Source organism: Psychrobacter piscatorii, from assembly GCF_904846415.1.
Lineage (GTDB): Bacteria > Pseudomonadota > Gammaproteobacteria > Pseudomonadales > Moraxellaceae > Psychrobacter > Psychrobacter piscatorii.
Map to the genome: position 1 here is coordinate 1 of NZ_CAJHAR010000099.1, position 679 is coordinate 679.

The window sequence follows — 679 nt, forward strand, 5'->3', positions numbered from 1 at the left end:
CACTATGCTAGACTACTTTTATGAAGATAACCCATTGTAAACTAAGTAAAAAAATACAGCGAAGGCTGTTAGAGTTTTTTACGGCTGAAGTGACTGCTAGAACAGCCGCAGATTTGCTTGATATTCAGCCTAATACTGCTGCACTTTTTTATCATAAAATAAGACTTGTGATAGATTACCATCTCTCATTAGAAGCTGATGAGCTTTTTGATGGTGAGGTCGAATTAGATGAAAGTTACTTCGGCGGTGTACGCAAAGGCAAAAGAGGTCGCGGGGCTGCTGGTAAAACCGCTGTATTTGGGATTCTAAAACGAAACGGTAAGGTGTATACCATTGTCGTAGTAGACACCAAACAGACTACTCTAATGCCTGTTATTAAGCGTAAAATCAAGCCTGACAGCTTTGTTTATACGGATAGCTATCGAAGTTACAATGCACTGGATGTGAGCGAGTTTAAACATTTCAGAGTCAATCACTCTAAAGAGTTCACTTGCGGTAAAAACAATCACATCAATGGCATTGAGAACTTCTGGAATCAGTCTAAACGAACACTCAGAAAGTATAATGGGATCGATAAGAAGAACTTCCATTTATTTTTAAAAGAATGTGAGTTTAGATTTAACTATGGTTCACCATCTAATCAGCTAAAATTCCTGAGAAAATGGTGTGATATTTAATC

1 protein-coding gene is annotated in these 679 nt (G+C 37.6%); it reads left to right on the top strand.

Going from position 1 to position 679, the window contains the following annotated elements:
• Positions 1-20 precede the first annotated feature (20 nt).
• Complete coding sequence (locus JMX83_RS15025; RefSeq protein WP_201603392.1) at positions 21-677, top strand: IS1595 family transposase; 657 nt, start codon at positions 21-23, stop codon at positions 675-677.
• The last annotated feature ends 2 nt before the right edge of the window (positions 678-679 follow it).